Source organism: Paeniglutamicibacter psychrophenolicus (assembly GCF_030812255.1).
Lineage (GTDB): Bacteria > Actinomycetota > Actinomycetes > Actinomycetales > Micrococcaceae > Paeniglutamicibacter > Paeniglutamicibacter psychrophenolicus_A.
Genome location: NZ_JAUSSH010000008.1, coordinates 121,026 through 141,427 on the forward strand (window position 1 = coordinate 121,026; position 20,402 = coordinate 141,427).

17 protein-coding genes are annotated in these 20,402 nt (G+C 63.5%); 2 read left to right on the forward strand and 15 right to left on the reverse strand.

The window, feature by feature from the left end; all coding sequences use genetic code 11:
- Window positions 1-26 precede the first annotated feature (26 nt).
- Entirely contained in the window at window positions 27-5,465 is a 5,439-nt protein-coding gene (locus J2T21_RS12675; protein ID WP_307581716.1) for a fibronectin type III domain-containing protein, read from the reverse strand.
- Between the two features lie 944 nt (window positions 5,466-6,409).
- On the opposite strand from J2T21_RS12675, the gene J2T21_RS12680 reads away from it, so the two are divergent.
- Complete coding sequence (locus J2T21_RS12680; protein ID WP_307581717.1) at window positions 6,410-6,625, forward strand: hypothetical protein; 216 nt, start codon at window positions 6,410-6,412, stop codon at window positions 6,623-6,625.
- 215 nt (window positions 6,626-6,840) lie between these two features.
- Here the strand turns inward: J2T21_RS12680 and J2T21_RS12685 are convergent, their stop codons facing one another.
- The 4 genes from J2T21_RS12685 to rplM form a co-directional block, all read right to left on the reverse strand.
- The gene (locus J2T21_RS12685) at window positions 6,841-8,184 is read right to left on the reverse strand and encodes a UDP-glucose dehydrogenase family protein (RefSeq protein ID WP_307581718.1); all 1,344 of its coding nucleotides are present in this window, start codon (window positions 8,182-8,184) and stop codon (window positions 6,841-6,843) included.
- Window positions 8,185-8,313: 129 nt separating this feature from the next.
- A complete protein-coding gene (glmM, locus tag J2T21_RS12690; protein ID WP_307581719.1) occupies window positions 8,314-9,660 on the reverse strand; it encodes a phosphoglucosamine mutase in 1,347 nt (448 codons plus the stop codon).
- Between the two features lie 176 nt (window positions 9,661-9,836).
- Window positions 9,837-10,337 carry a 30S ribosomal protein S9 gene (rpsI, locus tag J2T21_RS12695; RefSeq protein ID WP_071212960.1) on the reverse strand — a complete coding sequence of 167 codons (501 nt, stop codon included), beginning with the start codon at window positions 10,335-10,337 and terminating at the stop codon, window positions 9,837-9,839.
- A gap of 36 nt (window positions 10,338-10,373) precedes the next feature.
- Window positions 10,374-10,817, reverse strand: coding sequence for a 50S ribosomal protein L13 (gene rplM, locus J2T21_RS12700; RefSeq protein WP_071212959.1), 444 nt, complete (start codon window positions 10,815-10,817; stop codon window positions 10,374-10,376).
- Window positions 10,818-11,919: 1,102 nt separating this feature from the next.
- Between rplM and J2T21_RS12705 the strand changes: the two genes are divergently transcribed.
- Window positions 11,920-12,735 (forward strand): DUF4184 family protein, encoded by an 816-nt coding sequence (locus J2T21_RS12705; RefSeq protein ID WP_307581720.1) that lies wholly within the window; start codon window positions 11,920-11,922, stop codon window positions 12,733-12,735.
- A 166-nt stretch (window positions 12,736-12,901) separates the two neighbouring features.
- On the opposite strand, the gene truA is transcribed toward J2T21_RS12705, so the two are convergent.
- The 10 genes from truA to secY all read right to left on the reverse strand — a co-directional run bounded on the left by truA (window position 12,902) and on the right by secY (window position 20,204).
- Complete coding sequence (truA, locus tag J2T21_RS12710) at window positions 12,902-13,846, reverse strand: tRNA pseudouridine(38-40) synthase TruA (protein WP_373457928.1); 945 nt, start codon at window positions 13,844-13,846, stop codon at window positions 12,902-12,904.
- A gap of 134 nt (window positions 13,847-13,980) precedes the next feature.
- Window positions 13,981-14,493: a 50S ribosomal protein L17 gene (rplQ, locus tag J2T21_RS12715; protein ID WP_132358637.1), complete on the reverse strand. Its 513-nt coding sequence runs from the start codon at window positions 14,491-14,493 to the stop codon at window positions 13,981-13,983.
- Between the two features lie 94 nt (window positions 14,494-14,587).
- Window positions 14,588-15,595, reverse strand: a complete 1,008-nt coding sequence (locus J2T21_RS12720) for a DNA-directed RNA polymerase subunit alpha (protein ID WP_307581721.1) — start codon at window positions 15,593-15,595, stop codon at window positions 14,588-14,590.
- 173 nt (window positions 15,596-15,768) lie between these two features.
- Entirely contained in the window at window positions 15,769-16,170 is a 402-nt protein-coding gene (gene rpsK, locus J2T21_RS12725; protein ID WP_071212956.1) for a 30S ribosomal protein S11, read from the reverse strand.
- Window positions 16,171-16,213: 43 nt separating this feature from the next.
- Window positions 16,214-16,588, reverse strand: a complete 375-nt coding sequence (rpsM, locus tag J2T21_RS12730) for a 30S ribosomal protein S13 (RefSeq protein WP_071212955.1) — start codon at window positions 16,586-16,588, stop codon at window positions 16,214-16,216.
- Between the two features lie 150 nt (window positions 16,589-16,738).
- The gene (rpmJ, locus tag J2T21_RS12735) at window positions 16,739-16,852 is read right to left on the reverse strand and encodes a 50S ribosomal protein L36 (RefSeq protein ID WP_071894985.1); all 114 of its coding nucleotides are present in this window, start codon (window positions 16,850-16,852) and stop codon (window positions 16,739-16,741) included.
- An 83-nt stretch (window positions 16,853-16,935) separates the two neighbouring features.
- Window positions 16,936-17,157, reverse strand: a complete 222-nt coding sequence (gene infA, locus J2T21_RS12740) for a translation initiation factor IF-1 (protein ID WP_068731548.1) — start codon at window positions 17,155-17,157, stop codon at window positions 16,936-16,938.
- 232 nt (window positions 17,158-17,389) lie between these two features.
- A complete protein-coding gene (gene map / locus J2T21_RS12745) occupies window positions 17,390-18,220 on the reverse strand; it encodes a type I methionyl aminopeptidase (RefSeq protein WP_307581722.1) in 831 nt (276 codons plus the stop codon).
- A gap of 110 nt (window positions 18,221-18,330) precedes the next feature.
- The gene (locus J2T21_RS12750; protein ID WP_071212953.1) at window positions 18,331-18,903 is read right to left on the reverse strand and encodes an adenylate kinase; all 573 of its coding nucleotides are present in this window, start codon (window positions 18,901-18,903) and stop codon (window positions 18,331-18,333) included.
- On the reverse strand, window positions 18,900-20,204 hold the full coding sequence (secY, locus tag J2T21_RS12755) for a preprotein translocase subunit SecY (RefSeq protein WP_307581723.1): 1,305 nt from the start codon (window positions 20,202-20,204) through the stop codon (window positions 18,900-18,902). Before secY ends, J2T21_RS12750 begins: the two co-directional genes overlap by 4 nt.
- Window positions 20,205-20,402: the final 198 nt, after the last annotated feature.

Below are 20,402 nucleotides of genomic sequence, written 5' to 3' on the forward strand. Positions count from 1 at the left end.
CCGTCCCGCCCTTTGTGAGCCGCGGTTTAGTTTCGGTGCGAGCCCACGTACGCCTTCCGGCGATAGAGCACGAACCCACCGAGGATCAGTCCGATCGCCACAGCCCCGAGTGGAATGAATTCCGTTCCGGTGCGCGCCAGCGAATCGTCCTTGTCCCCTGACGCAGCCGGATCGGTTGGGGAACCTGTCGGTGCCGAGGACTCGGTACCGCTTGGCGCCGCGGATTCAGTCGCGTCCGTCGTTGCGGTTCCCTCCGGAGTTTCTCCCGCAGGAGGCGTTGCTGCGGAGTCCGCGATCGTGATGCGGTCCCAGCCCACCAGGGTCCCGTCCTGCAGGTAGACGGCAATGCGGTGCTCACCCACGAGCCCGGCAGGCAGGGAAACAGAGACGAGGCCGCCCGTGCCCACTGTTTCGGTGCCAAGATGGACCGGCTTGGAGAACGCGTACACGTTCACCTTCTGCCCTTCTTCGACACCGGTCACCACGATCTCGATCCGGGCGCCCGCCTTGGCCTTCGACGGCACCTTGACGCTGTCGCTGGCTTCCCCGACGAGATCGGATTCACGCGGTTCCCGCGGAGGATGGTTTCCACCGGGTGTCGGCCTCGGAGCCGTAGACGGTTCCTCGGTCGGCGTCTGAGTCACTGTCGGCTCCTCAGTCGGAGTCTTGCTCGGCTCCTGAGTCGGTTCCGGCGTCGTGCTCGGCTCCGGAGACGTGCTCGGCTCCTCAGTCGGAGTTGGCGTCACCGTCGGCTCCTCAGTCGGAGTTGGCGTCACCGTCGGCTCCTCAGTCGGAGTTGGCGTCACCGTCGGCTCCTCAGTCGGTACCGGCGTCGTGCTCGGCTCCTCGGTCGGAGTTGGTGTCACCGTCGGCCCCTCGGTCGGCTCCGGAGTCGTGCTCGGTTCCTCAGTCGGCGTTGGCGTCACAGTCGGCTCCTCGGTCGGCTCCGGAGTCGTGCTCGGCCCCACAGTCGGAGTCGGTGTCGGCTCTTCGGACGGTTCCGCGGTCGGAGTTGGCGTTGGTTCCGCTGTTGGTGCCGGCATCGTCATGATCCGCTTGCCTCCGGACTCCGTGGAGCCCACGGCGTTGTGCGCGGTGACCACCAGGCCGTACTCGTCCAGCGGAGCCAGGCCGTCGACCACCACCGAGGTTTCGGTGATGTTCTCGAAGGTCCGGAACGGCGTGCCGGCATGCCACACCTGAACCGTGTAGCCGGTGATCGGCGAACCGCCGTCGTCCGGGGCATCCCAGGAAACCACGGCACTCTCGTGGGTGGCCCTGATGATGACATACAGGATCTTCGCCGGTGCCGTGGCCGCTGCCGGCTTGGTCTCGGTGGTGAAGGCGACGGCCGCCGAAACCGGACCGGTCCCGGCCGCGTTGTGGGCGGTGAGCGTGGCCGTGTACGGAGTCTCGGCCTCGAGGCCGCCTACGGTGAGGGAAAGGACATTGCCCGGGTTGAGCGTGCGGATCAGTTCCCCTCCCTGGTGCAGGTGGACCGTGTAGCCCTGGATCGGCGATCCGCCGTCGTTGGGGGCCTCCCACTGCAGCGTGGCCGCGGTGTCCGTCATCGCAGTGATCTCGATGCTTTCCACGGCGGCAGGTGCCACGGCGGGCGCTTTGACCACCAGCTTCGACGCATTCGAAACGAGTTCCACGCCGGACTGGGTGAACACCGCACGGAACTGCGCCGAATTATCGGCTAGCTTGGCCGTGAAGCCGAAGGTCTCGGAGACCTCGCCCGCGACGTCTGCCCAGGTGGTGCCTTCGTCGTTGCTGCGTTGCCAGCGCACGGTGGGTAGTGGATCGCCCGCCGCCCACGCCGCCAGTTTGACCGTGTCGCCGTCTTGGGCCGCGGCCTGCGCCACCGGTTGCACGGTGATGCGGAACGCCGTGGTCAGCGACTGCTCCGGGGTGCGGATGATGCCGTCCGCCGGAATCGAGGCCGTGAACGCCAGGTTCCGCGTGGAGCCCGGGGCAATGTCCAGCAGCTCGGAGCCGGTGAAGGTGCCGGATTCCGGGTACCAGGTGGTGCCCAGGTCTGCGCGGTAGGCGAACAGCGCATACTGCCCCGGGTCCACCGGCGGAAGCGTGTACTCGCCGTTGGCGTTGGTCAGGGTGGTCTCCCCCACCAACTGCCCGTTGTCTCCCGCGACGGGAGCCGCGAAGAGCGAGACGAACTTGCGGGAAAGGCCCGCGACACCGCCCGGCGCCGGTTCCCTTGGCTTCGCAAGGCCGACCGTCACGCCTTCCAGCGGGGTGCCGGAGGCATCCTGGATGACTCCCTTGATCTGGCCACCCAGGGTCAGGCGGATGGTGGTCTCCAGGCCCTCGGGGCCCACCGTGACGAGCTGGCCGGTGGCCGGATCATGCTCGTCGCACTGGCCCACATACAGACCCGCGTCGGGGACGCAGACGAAGTACTGGCCCGGGGAGAGCACGAACTCGGCGCGACCGTCATGGCCGGTCCATTCGCTGTCAGAGTCCCACGACTCGGTGCCGTCGGACAGGCTCTGCACCCACACGTTGCGCAACGGCAGGGAGTTGTTGTCCGCCAGGACCGTTACGCCGAGCTTCGCGCCCTTGTCCATGTGCAGGTCGTAGGTGTGGGCGCCCTTGGTAGGCACAGCCACCTTGGCCGCCGTATCAACATAGCCGGCGCTGCGGGCAAGAATTTCCACTTCCCCGGTTTGGAGCAGCTTCAACGTCGCCACGTTCCCGTACGCCGTCGAACTCGAGATCCCACCGGTCGTATGGAGATAGGGCTCGCCCTCCACCGCGGTGTTGGTCGCGGCGTCGAACGTGCGCACCGTCAATGACACGGGGTAGGCCAGCGCGATGTCCGCGCTCTTTGCTTCGGTGCCGTTGTGCACCAGCGGTGAGACCTTTTCCAGTGATGCGGACCCGTCGTGCCATGCGTTCTGGTAACCCCCCGAAGGATCCACCTGCACCAGGTATTCCCCGGGCTCGCTGACCCCGAAAGAATAGCGACCATCGGGGCTCCACACCGAGGCCACATATTCATCCCAGGAACCCCACTCGTCACTGACGCGGCGGGACAGGGTGAGGTAGGCTCCTACATCTTTCTTGCCGTCGATGCTCACGCTTCCCGAGATGCTGCCCTGGCTTCCCTCCCAAGCCGAGAAGTCCACCTTGGTGGTTTCGCCTTCAACGATTGATATAAGGTCCGAGGATTCCATGTCTGCGGCACCATCCCACCAATACGTCTCGCTGCCGCATTCAATGCCAAGGCGATACTCGCCGGGCTGCAGAACGCCGTCTTCGTTGAACGACACGTAGTCCCCGTCCGCAGTGTGCCAGCGAACCGTTGTGCTCGTGCACGCGTCGTAGGCTTCGGGCCAGGTGATATCCAGTTTTCCGCCCTGCTCCGCCAGAACGACATCGGCGGTGATCTGCTGCTCCGGTTCCGAAACAATCACCGGGCTGGGCTCCCCGCTGGCCTGCGTCGTGTGCCAGCGGTCGAAGTAGTACGAGTCGCCGGCACCCGCGCGCACTGCGTAGTTGCCCACTGACAGGCGCGAGAATTCGTAGCGGCCTTCGGCGTCGGAGGTGATGGTGCGTTCTGCGTCCCAGGTTTCCAGCGATTGGGCGGGGTGCAGGTAGACCTTGGCACCTGCAACAGATTGGCCCTCGGGGCCGGTGACGGTCCCTGAGATGCTCGAACCGAAGCTGGTGTTGAACCGCAGGTCCAACAGGTCACTGGAAACCTCGAACGGTTCTTGCAGTTCTTGGTCCGCAACGCCTGGGTAGTACAGCGTGTCCCCATCTATGGAGAGTGTCATGGTGTATTTTCCTGCAACGACGTCCCGGAATTCGAAGGTGCTTTGGCCTGGCTCGATATTGAGCCACTGACGGCCGCCATTCTCGTCCTCGAGCACTAGTTCGCTCCACTGGTCCTCTGGGATGGGAGCCGGGTCGCCTTGTGAATCGACTAGGCTGCCCGAGACGGTGTTGGATCGGGGAACCACGAATTCGATCCCGGTGGCATTGGCCCCGGCGACAACCGCGACCTGCTTCCTCTGGACGCTGTCCCCGCCGCGGTCAAGGTAATTGAAGCTCACCTCGTACTCGCCGGGGGCCAGGAAACCGAACAAGAATCCGGACTCACCTTCACTGATCCACTTCGTTGCGGAGGTCATGCCGTTCTGGGCAATTTCTGCTTCCCCATACCCCCCGTTCGGAATGCGGGCCGGGGCGCCGTTTTCATCGACGAAGATGCTGCCGATGCTGCTGCCCCGGTCCACGGGGAATTCAATGGTTTTCGGTTCCCCGCCGACGACTGCTTCAAGAAGGACTGCGTCTTCCTCGGAGACCACGCCCGGGTAATAGTTATCCAGCGACCCTCCGGACGAATCAACGCGCGCGCTCAGCCGGTACGAACCAGCGGGTGCGTTGAAGATAACGGAGTTCTCGCCCGCGGCAAGGTCGCGAGTCTGGCCATACTCTCCGTCGAGGGAAAGATGGGCACTTTCGCCCTCTTCCAGCGTGAAGTCGCTGCCCTTCGGATCGGTGAGCCGAACCGTGAGCTGCTGTGCTCCGGCGGGTTGTTCCACCGTCAAAACCGTTCCCATGGTGCTGGTCACGTTCTGCGAGGTGTCGTCGATAACCAACCCAAACGAGGCCGGTTGCCCAACGATGAATTGGTAGCGCCCTTCGGCATTGGTCTCAATCGGCCGCGGCTCGAAGGGATACCCTGCCAGGGCCTCGACCCGCACTCCGGCGCGGGGTGCGCCCGCGGAGTCCTTGAGCGTGCCGGTGACAATTCCGGCGCCGCCCAGGTCCAAGTCCATCGAGTCGGTTCTGTTGTAGACATCGATGAGCATTTCCGTATCGGGATTCGTGATCCTATAGTTCACCCCCGTACCTTCGGGAAGCTGACCTTCCCAGGTGTGGGATTCACCCCGCGCCAGTGTGAATTTCGCGGAGAAGTCGCCTGAGTCATTATCTTGGACCAAGATCTCGATCGGCCACAACAGCGCCTGCGGCGCGGTGACGGTTCCGGAAGCCTCCACGAGCTTGGCTGCTGTGGCTTCGGTCTCGGCCAACTTGGCGCTTTGCTTTGCGTCGGTTTCCTGGGGAGCGCCTTCTTCGGGCTTGGCCGGGGTGGCCAACTCCGCCTTTCCGGCGTCATTGCCGGAGGCTGGTGGCACCGATTCCTCGGCAGGCGCACGGGGCTTGGATCCGGTCGCCGGTTCCTGCGTCGGAGCTGCAGTCTCGGACGGAGCGGATTCTTCATCGACAGAACTCTCGGCGGCGCCCGACTCGGCGGCAGACTGGCTGGCCTCGGTCTCGGGTGCCGGATCCGTGGATGGGTTGCCGCCGGATTCGGTGGCTGCCTTTTCCGTCTCCGAGGTTTTGCTGTCACCAGTACTGCTGACTGGGCCAGCTGGTTGCTTGATCGGTTCCGCCACCGGCGATGTCCCGGCTTTGGTTGTGGTAGCCATTGGAGCGGCAGATACCGCGCTGGTTGCGTTGTCGGTGTCTCCGACGCCGGCGGCCCACCCCTGTGCTGGACCTGTGCCCATCAAGGCCCCAAAGCCCAAAGCCACGGCGGCGAGCGACGCCACCAAGGCGCGCGGTCTCCTGATCAATTTATCCGGTGTTCGATGGCGCGATGCGGCCATGATCCCCCCTCAAGGTCTGGTCGAGCTGTCTCACCGGGCCCCTAAAAAGGGCACACTCCGGCACTTGTATTGTGACCAGATGGAAGAATGTGAACGTGCATAAAGGGAACGAATCGGAATCATCGGTATGGATCGGTACCAATGTGGCGGGGAAACTGCGCCGCGGGACCAAATATTCCACTCAGGTGAATATGTCCCTGAAGCTCTGATTCGGCGACTCGGACCTGCTGGTGGGGCTGCTGTGCGGCCAAGGACTTGTTGCCCCAGGCTCCGTACGGGGCACTGCTGCCGACGAGAGGACCCGGTTTCCAGCATTGAAAAAGGGCCCACCAAACTTGCGAGTAATAGTGGGCCCTTTTCGCAGTTGCGGAAACTTGGGGTATCCGCAGCATGCTCGCGCGGGTAATTGGGGTAACCAACGCTGAGAACATGCTACCCAATTTTCCCGATTTGGCACGTCAAACGGCCGATGTTACTAAATCCCTATGTTGGAAGCGTGAAATCGGTGCAGGGCTCCTACATGGACTTGAAGAAGACGCGAAGTCAGCTTTCACTTTTCAATCTTCGAAATCCCACTAGGGCGGCAGCTATCCGGTTTGAACGCGGGCCAAGGAAAATCAACACGCGGCCCCTCCCCGTCCCGACCGAGCCGCCAACAACGCTCCCTCGGCCGCCGTCGCCCGGTTGCCAGTCGGGTCCAGGGTTTCGAATCAACAAAACATCAAAACCACTCAATAATAGGCATTGAGTAAATAGTCACATTGATGGCCAAGAATCCCGGAACTGGTAAAGTCAATTCCAATCGCGTCCTGGGGGGCGTAAAACTTGGGGAGGAAATCTTGGGACGAAAAGTACGCAAACGCATTTACAACCGCTTTTACAGGCAGGGACCACGCGTGCCCATCATCTGGCAAAACGTCGGACTGGGACTCCTTGCCGTTGTGGCAATCGGCATCGGTGCCTTCATCTTGTTCACCTGACACGGACACCTGGACGGATACTGCCCGTCCGCTGGCAACACGGGACGTGCACGGACCACTTTCGTAGGTGGTCCCCATTCATGTGCCGATGCTGAAACGATCCCGGGCTTCACCCACGGGCCTCACCAGGAGCAGCCCACTTGCAGGCGCAGATGCCCTGTGTGGCCCGGACCGGGGATTCCCGCTCGCCCGGATCGAGCCACTCAATTCGGGTCCTACAGTTCCCCGTCCAGCGGGGCGTAGTGCTGGCCCATCCCCACGATCTCCCAGCCGGCGGCCTCCCATTGGCCCCGGGAAAGCACGTTGCGTCCGTCGATGATCCGGCGCGCGGCCACCAACGGGTCCAGATCCGCGGGAACCAGGGCCCTGAACTCGGCCCACTCGGTCAGCAGCAGCACCAGGTCCGCCTGGGCCACGGACTCGGGCAGGTCGTTGGCGTAGTGCAGGCGCGGGAAGCGATCGGCGGCGTTCTTGTTGCCCTTGGGGTCGTAGACCAGCACGTCGGCACCGGCGTTGAAGAGCCGCACCGCGATGTCCAGGGCCGGGGAGTCGCGAACGTCGTCCGAATCGGGCTTGAAGGTCACCCCGAGAACGGCAATGCGCGCACCGACCAGCTTCTCGTTGAGCATGGTGTGGGCCAGGCGCACCACGCGTTCACGGCGGCGCAGGTTGATCTCGTCGACCTCGGCCAGGAATCCCATGGTGTGGGTCAGGCCCAGTTCGCTCGTCCGCGCCTGCAGGGCGCGTATGTCCTTGGGCAGGCAGCCTCCACCGAAACCGACCCCGGCGTTGAGGAACTTCCGCCCGATGCGCGCATCGTGGCCCAGCGCGTCGGCCAGCACCGTGATGTCCCCGCCGATCGTCTCGGTGACCTCGGCAAAGGAGTTGATGAAGGAAATCTTGGTGGCCAGGAAGGCGTTGGCTGCGACCTTGACCAGTTCCGCCGTCTCGAAGTCCGTCACGATCAACGGGGTGTCCGCCTCCAGCGACCTTGCGTAGATGCTGCGCAGGACCATCTCAGAGGTTTCGTCCTCGACACCCAGCACCAGCCGGTCGGGGGTCATGGTGTCGGCCACGGCGAAGCCCTCCCGCAGGAACTCGGGGTTCCAGGCCAGGGTGATCTCGGCGTCCGGGTGCGCGTTGACGGCAATCAGCCGGCGCAGCCGGCGGGCGGTGCCCACCGGCACCGTGGACTTGCCCACGATCAGGGCCTTGCCGCGGATGCGGGTGGCCAGCTCGGCGACTGCCGCGTCGACATAGCGCATGTCGGCCCCGTGCCCGTCGGCGCGCTGCGGGGTGCCGACGCCGATGAAGTGCACGTCCGCCCAGGAGGACACCTGCTCATAGTCGGTGGTGAAGCGCAACCGGCCCGAGGCCACGTGCTTGCGCAGCAGCTCGGGCAGGCCGGGCTCGTGGAAGGGCAGCAGGCCCGCGGAGAGTGCCTCGATCTTGGCCGGGTCGACGTCGACGCCGATGACCTCGAATCCCAGCTCCGCCATGCAGGCCGCGTGCGTCGCGCCCAGGTACCCGGTGCCGACCACCGAAATCTTCATGCTCATGCCCGTGGGAAACCCTTCAACTATTTGGGGTGCAACGAGGGTGTTGCACCTGCACAAATGAACGTGGCCGAGCGCCGGGCACCCGTGGTGCCGGAACGCCCGGCCACATTGGCAATGCGGGAGTGGATATCAGAGTGCCAGTTCGCGCTGCACGACGTCGGCCAGCGACTGCGCCAGGGAACTTGCCATGTCGTGCGAGGTGGCCTCGACCATCACACGGACCACCGGCTCGGTTCCCGAAGGGCGCAGCAACACGCGTCCGTTCTCGCCCAGTTCCGCCTCGGCGGCGGCGATCGCGGTGATCAGCACCTTGTTGCTCGGAGCTGCTTCCTTGTCGACGCCCTTGACGTTGATCAGCACCTGCGGAAGCACCGTCATGGCGGCGGCAAGCTCCTTGAGGGTCTTGCCTGTGGCCTTGACGCGTGCGGCGATGTGCAGGCCGGTCAGCACCCCGTCTCCGGTGGTGGCGTGGTCGGCGAAGATCACATGTCCGGATTGTTCCCCGCCCAGGTTGAAGTCGCCGGTGCGCATGCCCTCGAGCACGTAGCGGTCCCCCACCCCGGTTTCCAGCATGGTGATGCCGGCCTCGCGCATGGCGATCTTCAGGCCGAGGTTGCTCATCACGGTGGCCACCAGGGTGTCGTCCTTCAGGACGCCGCGTTCCTTCATGTCGGTGGCCATGATCGCCATGATCTGGTCCCCGTCCACAACGGTTCCCTCGTGGTCCACCGCCAGGCAGCGGTCGGCGTCGCCGTCGTGGGCGATGCCCAGGTCCGCGCCGTTGTCCAGCACTGCGGCCTGCAGGCGCTCAAGGTGCGTGGAGCCGTAGCCGTCGTTGATGTTGATGCCGTCGGGTTCCGCGCCGATGACCACGACCTGTGCCCCGGCGGCGTTGAAGACCTCCGGAGAGCAGCCGCTGGCCGCGCCGTGGGCACAGTCAAGGACGACCTTCATGCCATCAAGCCGGTTCGGCAGCGTCTGCAGGAGGTGCATGACGTAGCGGTCCTCGGCGTCCGCAAAGCGGGTTACCCGTCCCACGTCACCGCCGACCGGACGGTACTTGGGCTTGTCCAGGGCCGCCTCGATGGCGTCCTCGAGCGCGTCGTCCAGCTTCTTGCCGCCGCGGGCCAGGAACTTGATCCCGTTGTCCGGCGCGGGGTTGTGCGAGGCGGAGATCATGACGCCGAAGTCGGCGCCCAGATCCGCGACCAGGTACGCCGCCGCCGGCGTCGGCAGGGTCCCCGCGTCGTGCACGTCGACGCCGGAGGCTGCGAGCCCCGCCTCGATTGCAGCAGAGAGGAAGTCGCCACTGATCCTGGGATCCTTGGCCACCACCGCCACGGGCCTGCGCCCGTCATGTATTTTCTCGTGCCCCAGCACCATCGCGGCGGCCTGTGAAAGCGCCATCGCCAGTTCGGGGGTCAGAAGTTCGTTTGCTTTTCCGCGGACACCATCGGTCCCAAATAACCTTGCCATCGTCATCCATCATAGGGCCAGGAATCCCCGAAGTCGGGCATCTGTGGGGTTTATCAAGGCAATCTTTGCCTAATCATGTGCCATATCCCACTAAGGCACCGCGCCTTAACGGGCGAAGGGCCCCGGCACGAATGCCGGGACCCTTCGGTGCCGGGTGAAAACCCGGCGCAAGCGGTTTAGCGCTTGGAGAACTGCGAAGCCTTACGGGCCTTCTTGAGACCAGCCTTCTTGCGCTCGATGACGCGTGCGTCACGAGTCAAGTAGCCGGCCTTCTTGAGAGCGGCGCGGTTGTTGTCGCGGTCGATCTCGTTCAGCGAGCGGGCGATGCCCAGGCGCAGCGCACCGGCCTGGCCCGAGGGGCCGCCACCGTGGATGCGTGCGATGACGTCGTATGCGCCGTCCAGCTCGAGGAGCTTGAACGGTTCGTTGACGTCCTGCTGGTGCAGCTTGTTCGGGAAGTAGTTGTCCAGCGAGCGGCCGTTGAGGGTCCACTGGCCGGTGCCCGGAACGACGCGCACGCGGGCAATTGCCTGCTTGCGGCGGCCAACTGCTGCGCCTGCAACGGTCAGTGCCGGACGTTCCTTGACTGCCTCTGCCTCTACGGCAACGGTTTCCGAGGTGTACGAAGTCGGAGCTTCACCCTCGAATTCAGTGATCTCTTCAGTGTTCTGAGCCACGATAATCTCCTAAAGTCTTGTTCTCGGGGCCCAGCGCTACTGCGCGACCTGGGTGATTTCGAAGGTCTGCGGCTGCTGTGCAGCGTGCGGGTGCTCGGCACCGCGGTAGACCTTCAACTTGGACAGCTGATCCGCAGCCAGCGAGTTCTTCGGGAGCATGCCCTTGATGGCCTTCTCCACTGCCTGGACCGGGTTCTTTTCAAGAAGCTCGGCGTAGGTCACGGACTTCAGGCCGCCCGGGAAACCCGAGTGGCGGTAGGCGCGCTTGTTTTCGAGCTTGGCGCCGGTGAGGGCAACCTTCTCGGCGTTGATGATGATGACGTGGTCGCCCATGTCCATGTGGGGGGCGAAGGTAGCCTTGTGCTTGCCGCGCAGCAGGGTTGCGGCCTGGACGGCGAGGCGGCCAAGTACAACGTCAGTGGCATCAATGATGTGCCACTGGCGGGTCTGGTCAGCCGGCTTTGGAGTGAACGTACGCACTGTAATTGCCTTTGTTTATTGGTTACTGGTCAAGCACAGGTCCAAACAGCGGCTGTGAGATCCACTATTGTCTTTGTGCTGTGTTTCGATGCGCTGTACCAGTTCGCCAGGTGAGGACTGAAAAGACCGGCCGTCCATGAATGTTCGCAATCCCAGCAGACCAGTGGCTCTGCAACTGAGCCGTCACGCGGAGAAGGTTGTGTCGAACAAAGGACACGCACAACAGCCGTTAGTCTATCGGATTAACCCCGGCACCACCAAAGCGTGCGCCGTGAACCGCGCTACGCGAGCGTGATTCGTCTCTCACCGCCCGGATCGGGGTCACGGAATCCGCCGACGGGCCCGGGGGAGCCGCGCGCAGCTCCCCCGCCGGCGACGGGCTGCCCCCTTTAGGTTGAACCCAGCGAATCCACAAATTGGATGATTACCGGGCATTCGGGGTCCGGGACGGCGATCCCCCGCAAGTCCTCCGCGCGGATGCAGGTACAGACCATCGCTCGACCTCGCCGAACGGGGCGTTCAACCAACAGGGCAGCCCTGGCGGGGTCCAATGAAAAACCGTTCGGAAGCGCCCCGCAGTCGCCTTGGGCCGAGACCGCAATTCTTGGTCCTCCGGCGGCGAACAATTCCGCAACCCACTTGATTGCCAAGCTCGAGGGACTTGCCCTTCTTGCGGTCCTTGGGACCTGCAATTCCAGCCCATTGGACTGGCCATATTTTCCCAGACGTCTCAACATTAGGCACGTACCCACTTCCCCAAAAGTGATAACCGTGCGGTCCCGTGCAATTCCCCAATCGACACAGGCCCGCTTCCTAGACATCACCCTACGACACCTCGATGGGAAGAAATAGGGAAGGGGAGCATATTGAGCCTGCCGGCAGTGCTGCTTCAAGACCGATCGGGGAAACATACTCGCGCCTGTCAATCGTCGCAGGCGGCGGCCTTGGGGAGGAGCGCAGGCCCACAACTCCGAGGCAAATGTACCCGTCAACACGGAACATCCCGCGAGTTTCCGAACGCGCGGCAACTAGGCTTGGACTGACCCCATGCGCACCAGGAATCTATTGCCATGGACCATGACACAACGGTTAGAGGATCCACTTGCCCTTCACACTGGCCCATGCGGCTGCTGTCCTGCCGTTCATGCGCATGCCCGTCGTACCGGTGGCACTGGTTGCCGGAGCCATGGCGCCGGACCTCCCGTACTTCATCATGGCAAAGCCGAGCAACGACGGGTGGTTCGCCTCCCTGCTCAGCGGGATCAGTTCACATGGGTTCACGCAGATCCTGACCATCGGATTGCCACTGGCCTTGGTGCTGGCGGGGTTCATGGCATTTGTGGACCGACCCATGCGCTGGGCGCTTCCCGAATCGTGGATTCCGGTACAACGAGCGTTCGCGGGGCGCCCGCCCAGCCGTGCGCACCTTGTGCTGTGGACGTTCCATTCCTTGTTGATCGGGCTTCTCACACACCTCGTATGGGATTCGTTCACGCATTCCACCGGCTGGGTGGTTCTACAATTTCCGGTCCTGTCCATCGAGCCCCTTGCCGGTATTCCCGTCTACCGGATCCTGCAGCACTGCAGCAGCCTGGCCGGATTGGCGCTCCTGGCGCTCTGGTACCGAAAACAGCCCAGAACCTCCTACGCATGCGGGATGGACAGCATGGACCAGAGCCGGAAGGCTCGAACCATGTTGTTGGTGCTGGTTTGCGTTGTTCCCGCCGCCGCGGCTGCCTTCCTGGGCCTGGGCGCGACCCCGGCCGTCGAAGATGCGGCGAGTGCCGAGCTGTTCCTGCAGATCATGATTCTCCGGGGTGGCACCGCACTGCTTGGGGCATTGGCTGTCTATGGCCTTGCTTGGCATGCAGTGGCCTTGCACCGAAGGCTTCACAACCCGGTCACGACCCACGTGTAATTGCACCGCATCGGCGGCCTGCTTCGTCATCGCCGCGGGCCCTGGGGACGGGACCATCTGGCCAGGCAAAAATCCCCCCAGGATCGAGCGGAAGGCTTCTACCCGGCGAGATACCACCCAGGTGGCGTTTGCGCGTTGGTTCGCTGCGGCAGCTTCCGGGCAGCCGCTATTCCAGCGACACTCCCCCGATGGGGATGCCCACGTCGTGCGGCAGCCGCCTGGCCCGGGTGAGCTCGGCACGCGCCGCAGCCTCGCGTCCGTCGGGGTAGGCCACTTCCTCGAGCACCAGGGCCCGGGGATCGGCCAGCAACGTCTTGGAATCGCGCAGCTCCTCGGCGAGGCGGGCGGCAACCCAGCCGGGTTCCTCCCGCCCGTCGCCCACCAGCAGGCACGCCCCGATGAGGGCGCGGACCATGTTGTGGCAGAACGCGTCGGCCTTCAGGTGGGCCACCACGATGCCGCGCTCGTCGCGGGCGAAGGAGAATTCGGTCAGTGTGCGGATGGTGGTGGCGTGGTCGCGCGGCTTGCAGAAGGACAGGAAGTCGTGGCGGCCCAGCAGGCTTTTCGCCTCGGCGTCCAGCAGCTCCACATCGACCTCGCGCTTGTGCCACATCGTGTAGGCGCGCGAGAGCGGGTCCCAGTTTCCGGCGCCGTCGGCGATCCGGTAGGAGTATCGCCGCCAGAGTGCGGAGAAGCGCGCATCGAACCCGGCCGGGGCGACCGCTGCCTGGTGGATGAGGATGGCCCCGCGTTCCCGGGTCAGCACCCCGCGCAGCCTGCGAACCAGTGCACGTTCCGGGGAGATGGCCGCGCCGCGGGGCAGGGACTCGAATTCGGCGGCGGTCAGGTCGAAATGGACCATCTGGTTCCGGGCGTGGACCCCGGCGTCTGTGCGCCCGGCCACCGTGGTGCGCACGGGCCGGCGCAGGAGCATGGCCAGGGCCGCTTCCACCACGCCTTGCACCGTGGGAAGGCCAGGCTGGATGGCCCAGCCGTTGTATCCGGTGCCGTCGTATCCCAGTCGCACGCACATGCGCACCAGCGCCGGCTCGGTGGGGCTGGAACTGGGGGCCAGTGAGGGATCCACCGAATCAATGGCGGGAATCAACATGTTTCAATCCTAGATCCACGCGCCGTCCCGCTGCGGGCCGGCGCCGTTTAAAGCCATTGGCCCGGTGCATTTTCCCCGCAATCGGGAAAAGCCGCACCGGGCCAATGTTTTGGCTGTTGCCAGGGGGACAAGGACTAGGCCTTGTTCTCCTCTGCTGCCTCGGTCTCAACGACCTCGGCGGTTTCGGTTGCTTCGGTCTCAACGACCTCTTCAACCGGAGCAGCCACTGCGGCAGCCTTTTCGGCTTCCTTCACAACGGCCTGCTTCGGGGAAACCGGCTCCATGACCAATTCGATGACAGCCATCGGGGCGTTGTCGCCCTTGCGGTTGCCGATCTTGGTGATGCGGGTGTATCCACCCGGGCGCTCGGCCATGAGCGGTGCGATGTTCTCGAACAGCTCGTGAACGATCGACTTGTTGGTGCGGCTGCGCGAGGCAATGACTGCCTGGACGCGGCGACGCGAGGCCAGGTCTCCGCGCTTGGCGAAGGTGATCAGGCGCTCTGCGTGCGGACGAAGGCGCTTGGCCTTGGTCAGCGTGGTGGTGATGGATTTGTTCTCGAACAGCTGCGCGGACAGGTTCGCGAGCATCAAACGCTCGTGAGCTGCGCTGCCGCCGAGACGCGGACCCTTGGGAGGGGTAGGCATAGTGTTCTCCTAGTATGGTGGCCCTTGCGCCCGGGGCCCCGGTGGGATACCGGGCGCAAAGGTTTAAGTTCTATAGCTGGTGGGCCAAGAAGTCTTAGACTTCTTCCTCACCGTAGACGTCATCGTCGCCAATGGCGGCGGCACGTGCTGCAAGATCGAAGCCCGGAGGGGAATCCTTCAGGGCCAGACCCAAATCGATCAGCTTCGCCTTGACCTCGTCGATGGACTTCGCACCGAAGTTGCGGATGTCCATCAGGTCGGCCTCGGAGCGTGCAACGAGTTCACCCACGGAGTGGATGCCCTCACGCTTGAGGCAGTTGTACGAGCGAACCGTCAATTCGAGGTCTTCGATCGGCAGTGCCATGTCGGCTGCGAGTGCGGCGTCCGTCGGGGACGGGCCGATCTCGATGCCTTCAGCGGCGGTGTTCAGCTCGCGTGCCAGGCCGAACAGTTCAACCAGGGTGGTGCCTGCGGATGCAACTGCATCGCGCGGAAGCATCGAGTCCTTGGTCTCGACATCGACGATGAGCTTGTCAAAGTCGGTGCGCTGCTCGACACGGGTGGCCTCCACGCGGAAGGTCACCTTCATCACCGGCGAGTAGATCGAATCCACGGGGATGCGACCGATCTCTGCGTCCACGTTCTTGTTCTGCGCTGCAGAAACATAACCGCGGCCACGTTCGATGGTCAGTTCCATGTCGAACTTGCCCTTCGCGTTCAATGTCGCGATGTGCAGGTCCGGGTTGTGGAATTCCACGCCGGCTGGCGGGGTGATGTCGGCTGCGGTGACGACGCCCGGGCCCTGCTTGCGCAGGTAGGCGACGACCGGCTCGTCATGTTCGGAGGACACTGAGAGATTCTTGATGTTCAGAATCAGCTCGGTGACATCTTCCTTCACACCGGCTACGGTGGTGAACTCGTGCAGTACCCCGTCGATCCGCACACTGGTGACAGCTGCACCAGGAATGGAGGAGAGCAGGGTACGGCGAAGCGAGTTACCCAGGGTGTAGCCGAAGCCAGGCTCCAACGGTTCAATTACGAAACGGGAGCGGTTATCCGCTACGACTTCTTCGGTCAGGGTAGGGCGCTGTGCAATGAGCACTTACATTTCCTTTCAGCGAGCGTCCGCTATATGACGCAACACAGGGGGTGGAAACGACGTATGCCTCGTCGGCGTTCGTCTGGTTCGGTCTGGCTAGCCGTGGCGATCATGCCGCCGCGCCCAACCCCCTTGCGGGGGAAAGACGCGGCGGCATCAAAGCCAGACAGTCATTATTAGACGCGGCGACGCTTTGGCGGGCGGCAGCCGTTGTGTGCGCTTGGGGAAACGTCCTGGATGGACCCAACCTCAAGGCCAGCAGCCTGCAGCGAGCGGATCGCGGTTTCGCGTCCCGAGCCCGGGCCCTTGACGAAAACGTCAACCTTGCGAAGTCCGTGCTCCTGAGCACGCTTTGCAGCAGCCTCGGCGGCCATCTGTGCAGCGTACGGAGTGGACTTGCGCGAGCCCTTGAAGCCAACCTCGCCGGCCGAGGCCCACGAGATTACAGCACCTGAAGGATCCGTGATGGAAACGATGGTGTTGTTGAAGGTGCTCTTGATGTGCGCCTGTCCGAGCGCGATATTCTTTTTGTCCTTGCGACGCGGCTTGCGGACCGCTCCACGAGTCTTGGGGGGCATGCTTACTCCTACGAGAAATTTGGCTTAGTGACGACCGCTAGATTTAGCGGGTCTTCTTCTTACCGGCGACGGTGCGCTTCGGGCCCTTGCGGGTACGAGCGTTGGTCTTGGTGCGCTGACCGCGGACCGGCAGGCCCTTGCGGTGGCGGATGCCTTCGTAGGAGCCGATTTCAACCTTGCGGCGAATGTCAGCTGCCACTTCACGGCGGAGGTCACCCTCAACCTTGAAGCTGCCTTCAATGAAGTCACGCAGCTGAACCAGCTCAGCGTCGGTCAGATCCTTCACGCGAGTGTCCGGGTTGATCCCGGTCTCGGCGATGGTCTGTTCTGCACGGGTCTTGCCCACGCCGTAGATGTAGGTAAGCGCAATAATCACGCGCTTTTCGCGCGGGATGTCTACGCCAGCTAGACGAGCCATATGCTGTCTACCTTTCGATGTGCGGAGGTCTAAAGCAGTACAATCCTGGGAATTCCCAGTCCACGGCCTCCGTGCCGTGGGTGTGCATCGCGCGGTGGATGCTGTACTGCCGATTACAATTACTACGCGCAGGATTTCCCGTGAGGGAAATTAGCCCTGACGCTGCTTATGGCGTGGATTTTCGCAGATCACCATGACCCGACCATTACGGCGGATCACCTTGCACTTATCGCAGATCGGCTTCACGCTAGGGTTAACCTTCACGGCTTACTCCTTTTGCGGTTGCGGTTTCAGTGGAGCGTAATTACCTTTGTCGCCCATCCCAAGGGAAGGAAGAACAAAAATCTTTACTTGTAGCGGTAAACGATACGTCCGCGGTTGAGGTCATACGGACTGAGTTCCACCACTACGCGATCCTCAGGGAGGATTCGAATGTAGTGCTGACGCATCTTTCCCGAGATAGTTGCAAGTACAACGTGCCCGTTGGGCAGCTCAACACGGAACATCGCGTTGGGCAGTGCCTCTGACACGGTGCCTTCTACCTCGATGACACCCTCTTTCTTGGCCATATCCTCCGCTAACTTTTGTTGCTGGCGACATTTACCGCCAACAGATTTATGGTCTCGGCCATCGATCAGAGAGGTACCCGCAGCAACAGCTTTTGGGCACCAAGGAACAGACAACCAACAGTCAAGCCTACGTGCTGGAAGGCTTAAAGGGAAATCATTGGGGCCGACCTGTTTTGTTAGGTTGGCCACAGTTCCCCCCACCCGGCCATGTGGAGCGGAGGGCGGACCGGCGCTAGGGAACGATCGGGGACGGGACGACGCCGAACGGCGCAAGCCCTGCAGCTCCCCCGTCGTGGGCCGTCAGTACCCAGATGCCGCCCATGTGCACGGCCACCGAATGTTCCCACTGCGAGGCGCGCTGCCCATCGACGGTCACCACGGTCCAGTCGTCGGCCAACACCTTGGTCTCAAGCCCCCCGCGCACCAGCATCGGTTCGATGGCCAGGCACATGCCCGGCTTCACCCGGGCACCGCGGTGTCCGGTGCGGTAGTTCAGGACATCGGGTGCCTGGTGCATCTCGGACCCGATGCCGTGGCCCACGTAGTCCTCCAGGATGCCCAGCGGAGCGCCCGGGACCCCGGAGACGAAGTCGTCGATGGCATCGCCGATCGCTCCCACGTAGCGTGCCTCGGCCAGCGCGGCAATCCCCCGCCACATGGCTTCCTGGGTGATGTCGGACAGGCGCTGGTCCTCGGGGGCCGCGGTGCCGACGATGACGGTGCGCGCCGAGTCGGCATGCCAGCCGTCGATGATGGCCCCGCCGTCGATCTTCAGCACGTCCCCGTCCGCCAGCACGTACTCGCTGGGGAACCCGTGGACGACTTCCTCGTTGACCGAGGCGCAGATGGTGGCCGGGAACCCGTGGTAGCCCTTGAAGTTGCTGGTGGCCCCGTGGCGTTCGAGCACCGAGGCGAAGACCGCGTCCAGGTGGGCGGTGGTCACGCCGATTTGCGCGGCGGCAACGGCTTCGTCCAATGCCTCGGCCAGGACCAAGCCCGCCTCGCGCATCTTCAGGATCTGCCCGTTGGTCTTGTACTCGATCTTGCGTTGGCTGAAAGCCATGGTGTGTTTGTCCCTTTCCAAAGACGTTGCTCCACGTCATTATCGCAAAAAACCGCGGGGCCCGCGGCACTGGTGTGCCGGTCCCCGCGGTTTGTGCGTGCGTAAGCGATTTAGACGTTCTGTCCCAGCGCGTCCATGACACGGTTGGTGACTTCATCGATCTCGCCGATGCCGTCGACCAGGCGCACGATGCCGCGCTCCTGGTAGCGGTTGACCACGACGGCGGTTTCCTCGTGGTACAGGCCCAAGCGGTGGCGGATGACCTCTTCGTTGTCATCGGCGCGTCCCTCGATCTGCGCGCGCTTGAGCAGGCGGGCGACGAGCTCCTCGTCGTCGGCGGTCAGCTGCAGCACGGCGTCGAGCTGCACCCCGGCGTCGGCCAGGATCGAATCAAGCTCGTCGACCTGGGCGCTGGTGCGCGGGTAGCCGTCCAGCAGGAAGCCGTCCTTGACGTCGTCCTGGGACAGGCGGTCGCGCACCATCGAGTTGGTGACCGAGTCGGGAACGAAGTTGCCGGCGTCGATGTACTTCTTGGCCTCGACGCCCAGCGGGGTGCCGCCCTTGACGTTGGCGCGGAAGATGTCGCCGGTGGAGATGGCCACCACGTTGAGGCGCTCGGAGATGCGGTCCGCCTGGGTGCCCTTGCCGGCACCGGGTGGTCCAATGATCAACAGTCTTGTCATCGCAGAAGTCCTTCGTAGTGTCGCTGCTGCATTTGTGCGTTGATTTGCTTGACGGTCTCAAGACCCACACCAACCATGATGAGGATCGAGGTGCCGCCAAATGGGAAGTTCTGATCGGCGTTGATCAACACGAAGGCGATCAACGGAATCAGGGCCACGAATGCCAGGTAAATGGCACCGGGGAACGTGATGCGGCTGAGGATGTACTCGAGGTACTCGGCCGTCGGGCGTCCGGCACGGATGCCGGGGATGAATCCGCCGTACTGCTTCATGTTGTCGGCAACCTCGGTCGGGTTGAATGTGATGGCTACGTAGAAGTAGGTGAAGCCGATGGTCAGCAGCGTGTAGGCGATCATGTACAGCGGCGAGGAACCGGAGAAGTTCGTCTGCACCCACAGCGCCCAGTCCGGCAGCGTGCCGTCGGTGCGCGTGTTGAACTGCACGACCATCGAGGGCAGTGCCAGCATCGAGGAAGCGAAGATCACCGGGATCACGCCGGCCATGTTGACCTTGATCGGGATATAGGTGGAAGTTCCACCCACGGTGCGGCGCCCGATCATCCGCTTGGCGTACTGCACCGGGATGCGGCGCTGGGACTGCTCCACGAAGACGACCAGGGCGATGACCGCGAGGCCGATGAGAATGACCCCGGCGAAGACGCCCCAGCCCTGCGAGGTGGCGATGGCGCCCATGGCCGAGGGGAAGCCCGAGGCGATGGACACGAAGATCAGCAGCGACATGCCGTTGCCGACGCCGCGTTCGGTGGCGAGCTCGCCCATCCACATGATCAGGCCGGTGCCTGCGGTGAGCGTGAAGACCATCAGGATGATGACCCAGAGGTTGTCCTCGGGGACGATCGGGAGCTGGCAGGAGGGGAAGAGCATTCCGCTGCGCGCCAGCGAGACCAGCGTGGTTGCCTGCAACAGGCCCAGCGCAATGGTCAGGTACCGGGTGTACTGGGTCAGGATGGCCTGTCCGGCCTGTCCTTCCTTGTGCAGCTCCTCGAAGCGGGGGATCACCACACGCAGCAGCTGGACGATGATGGAGGCCGTGATGTAGGGCATGATGCCCATGGCGAAGATCGAGACCTGCAGCAATGCACCGCCGCTGAACAGGTTCACGAACTGGTACAGGCCGCCGGTGGTGTTACCCGCGGCAAGACACTGTTGGACGTTGGAGTAGTCCACGCCAGGGGCAGGGATGTAGACACCTGCACGGTAGATCGCAATGATGGCGAGCGTGAACAACAACTTGCGTCGCAGGTCAGGCGTCCGGAATACCCGGGCAATGGCGCTGAACAAGCGTCCTCCTGATTGGTGGTGGCCGGGGGTACCCGGGGGTTGACCTATTGATTCTATCGGGTGGTGAGTGTTACACACCAAATGAATCGCGGCTGGGACTGTAATCATTCCCCGGCTGATCGATATGTCCAGCGGGAAACCACCTGCGGAACCATGCCCACGGCACAACTGCATGCCAGCCGGTTCCCAAAGGTGTGG

Bases quoted from the DNA above. Each gene is read 5' to 3' on its own strand.
- J2T21_RS12675 (WP_307581716.1), bottom strand. From the start codon at position 5,465: ATGGCTACCACAACCAAAGCCGGGACATCGCCGGTGGCGGAACCGATC.
- J2T21_RS12680 (WP_307581717.1), top strand. From the start codon at position 6,410: ATGGCCAAGAATCCCGGAACTGGTAAAGTCAATTCCAATCGCGTCCTG.
- J2T21_RS12685 (WP_307581718.1), bottom strand. From the start codon at position 8,184: ATGAGCATGAAGATTTCGGTGGTCGGCACCGGGTACCTGGGCGCGACG.
- glmM (WP_307581719.1), bottom strand. From the start codon at position 9,660: ATGGCAAGGTTATTTGGGACCGATGGTGTCCGCGGAAAAGCAAACGAA.
- truA (WP_373457928.1), bottom strand. From the start codon at position 13,846: ATGTTGATTCCCGCCATTGATTCGGTGGATCCCTCACTGGCCCCCAGT.
- rplQ (WP_132358637.1), bottom strand. From the start codon at position 14,493: ATGCCTACCCCTCCCAAGGGTCCGCGTCTCGGCGGCAGCGCAGCTCAC.
- rpsK (WP_071212956.1), bottom strand. From the start codon at position 16,170: ATGCCCCCCAAGACTCGTGGAGCGGTCCGCAAGCCGCGTCGCAAGGAC.
- rpsM (WP_071212955.1), bottom strand. From the start codon at position 16,588: ATGGCTCGTCTAGCTGGCGTAGACATCCCGCGCGAAAAGCGCGTGATT.
- infA (WP_068731548.1), bottom strand. From the start codon at position 17,157: ATGGCCAAGAAAGAGGGTGTCATCGAGGTAGAAGGCACCGTGTCAGAG.
- map (WP_307581722.1), bottom strand. From the start codon at position 18,220: ATGGCTTTCAGCCAACGCAAGATCGAGTACAAGACCAACGGGCAGATC.
- J2T21_RS12750 (WP_071212953.1), bottom strand. From the start codon at position 18,903: ATGACAAGACTGTTGATCATTGGACCACCCGGTGCCGGCAAGGGCACC.